General features: G+C 57.1%; 2 protein-coding genes and 1 pseudogene. All 3 read left to right on the forward strand.

Going from position 1 to position 2,635, the window contains the following annotated elements; all coding sequences use genetic code 11:
• Positions 1 to 42: 42 nt before the first annotated feature.
• Positions 43 to 246: pseudogene (locus BVER_RS36730) on the forward strand (DUF5372 family protein); the annotation flags it as partial.
• Positions 247 to 328: 82 nt separating this feature from the next.
• The gene (locus BVER_RS32030; RefSeq protein ID WP_157056278.1) at positions 329 to 517 is read left to right on the forward strand and encodes a hypothetical protein; all 189 of its coding nucleotides are present in this window, start codon (positions 329 to 331) and stop codon (positions 515 to 517) included.
• The gene (locus BVER_RS28495) at positions 507 to 2,606 is read left to right on the forward strand and encodes a recombinase family protein (protein WP_050456093.1); all 2,100 of its coding nucleotides are present in this window, start codon (positions 507 to 509) and stop codon (positions 2,604 to 2,606) included. The genes BVER_RS32030 and BVER_RS28495 overlap by 11 nt, the downstream gene beginning before the upstream one ends.
• The last annotated feature ends 29 nt before the right edge of the window (positions 2,607 to 2,635 follow it).

Below are 2,635 nucleotides of genomic sequence, written 5' to 3' on the forward strand. Positions count from 1 at the left end.
GTAACCAAACAACATTCAGCATACCGATTGAAGCTCGTCACAATGGAGTATCCATGGCATCCATTGCACGGCCAGCAACTTCAAGTGGTTCGCCGTAAGTGGCGAGGAGCCACGGAAGTCATTCATGTCGAGGTCCGTAACGGGCTGTCGCGGGAATTGCCGGGATGGATGTTTGACAAGGCTCGGTGCGCGGTGATGTCGGCGGGTTCTCCGGAAGTTACCTTGGGCGCGTTGATGGAATTGCGAGACGTACTGGCGCACGAAACGGCGCTGTCTCCAGATGGTGGATCATCGTCTTCCTTGACTCGAGAACAGGAAGGTACTCCAGATGAGGCCATCGTCGATGATCCCAAGGAAACAACTGATTCTATCGCTGGAAATGGAAGAGCCGGCGCTCCCCCTCCCGACGCCATCGCGCGAAGAGCTGGTACAGGCCGTAGCCGACCTGCTTCTCGAAGCGCTAGGCACGCCGATGGAGAAGTTGGCTCGGACACCGGAGGCCGGCGATGAATTCTAAAATCAGTTCCGCGCATTTGAGCCGCGAGGCCGTCGTATACGTTCGTCAGTCTTCACTCGGACAGGTTCATTGCCACACGGAGAGCAAGCGACGTCAGTACGATCTTGCCGAGTCCGCGCGCAAGACAGGTTTTGCCAACGTTACAGTGATCGACGATGACCTGGGTCGTTCGGGATCCGGGCTTACGGAGCGGCCGGGATTTCAAAAACTTGTCGCTGCAATATGCGGTGGTACAGTTGGTGCGGTATTCTGTATCGAGGCATCGCGGCTTGCGCGCAACGGCCGGGACTGGCATCACCTCGTCGATCTGTGTGCATTGACGGGTACGCTGATTGTTGATCCCGATGGCGCATACGACCCGCGGCTGACGAACGATCGCCTGTTACTTGGCTTGAAGGGATCAATGTCGGAATATGAGTTGAGTCTGTTACGTGAGCGGGGAATTGCTGCACGAGATACGAAAGCTGCACGAGGAGAACTCCGTTTCGCGTTACCCCCAGGATACTGCTGGAACGAATTGGGGCGTATTGAACTGGACCCGGATGAACGCGTGACGGAAACAATCCGTCTCGTGTTTCGACGGTTTCGCGAGTTAGGAAGTGCACGGCAGGTGTTCCTGTGGGCCAAGCAGGAGAAACTGCAATTACCCGTTCTGAGGCAGAGCGCGGTTGGCGGCCGGATTGCATGGCAATCACCCGCCTATCACAACGTAATCAAGCTATTGCAGCATCCGGTCTATGCCGGAGCTTATGTATTCGGCAGGAAGAGTTCTCAGACTCATGTCGTTGACGGGCGCGCGAGAAAAGGTAGTCCCCGCAGTAAGCCGATGCAATCGTGGAATGTCTTGCTGAAGGACCATCATCCGGGCTATATCACCTGGAATGATTTCGAGGAAAACCAGAGGATGATCGCCGAGAACGCGCACATGAAAAAGCGAACCTCTCGCAAATCTGCACGAGGTGGCCGCGCGTTGCTGGGTGGACTGGTCAGGTGTGGCCGATGTGGGCGGATGATGCGGGTCTTCTATGGTGCGAAATCGGTGCAGGCGCACCGCTACCAGTGCCGCGGCGACGACAGTCACGTTGGTGCCGGACTTTGCATCGGGATCGGGGGCGTCCGCGTCGACAAGGCAATCACGACTCGACTGCTGGAAGTGGTGTCGACATATGCGATAAAAGCAGCGATAAGAGCGAGTGAAGCGCAGTCCCGCGCAGATGATGAGGTTCGAAATGCATTGATGCACGAAGCGGAAGAAGCGCGCTATGAAGCTTCGCTGGCAGAACGTCGCTACGAAGCAGTCGACCCTGGCAAGCGTCTGGTAGCGCGCGAACTGGAGGCGCGATGGAATACCGCGCTTGAGCGCGTCGCTGAACTCCAGAGCCATATCGAACATCTTGATGCGAAGGTCCTTGCCAATCCGGAAATCGATCGGGAGCGGCTAATGTCACTCGCGCACGACTTGCCGACAGCATGGAAGGCTTCAGGCGCAACTCCCAGAACCAAGCAACGGATAACACGAGTGCTTATCCAGGAAGTCGTAATTGATCTGGACGACTCGTCCAATGAAGCTGTCCTCGCTATCCATTGGACAGGAGGGCGACACACTGAAGTGCGTATTGCACGGATACGCGGCGGCCGCTATCCCGATACCGATGCACAGTCTCCGCACGGGTCTGTGGACGTCATGCGAAAACTCGGTGGCAAATGGCCGGATCGCGATCTGGCTGTGACAATGAACCGGATGCGATGCAAATCGGCCGACGGCAAGACCTGGACAACTGTGCGCGTACGTGAACTGCGCGAGCGGCTGTGTATTGAAGGCTTCGATCCGGCTTCGGGCGATAGCGATACGATTAGCGTCGAAGAAGCCGCCCGGCGCCTGCAGATCTGTGTTGGCTCCGTTCACCGCCTCATTGATGAAGGGGTATTGCCCGCCTCGCAGATGATGCCGTGTGCCCCATGGCAGATACCAGTGGCGTCGCTGGATTCAGAGGCCGTGCAGATAGGCGTGCGGGGCGTAATTGAGCGGAGACCCCGGAACTTCGAGGCGCTGCAAGACGAGAAGGTGTTGAGACTACCTGGTTTGTAATGGGAGAGATGCATTATGAAACTCGGTCG

The organism is Candidatus Burkholderia verschuerenii, from assembly GCF_001189365.1.
GTDB classification, from domain to species: domain Bacteria; phylum Pseudomonadota; class Gammaproteobacteria; order Burkholderiales; family Burkholderiaceae; genus Caballeronia; species Caballeronia verschuerenii.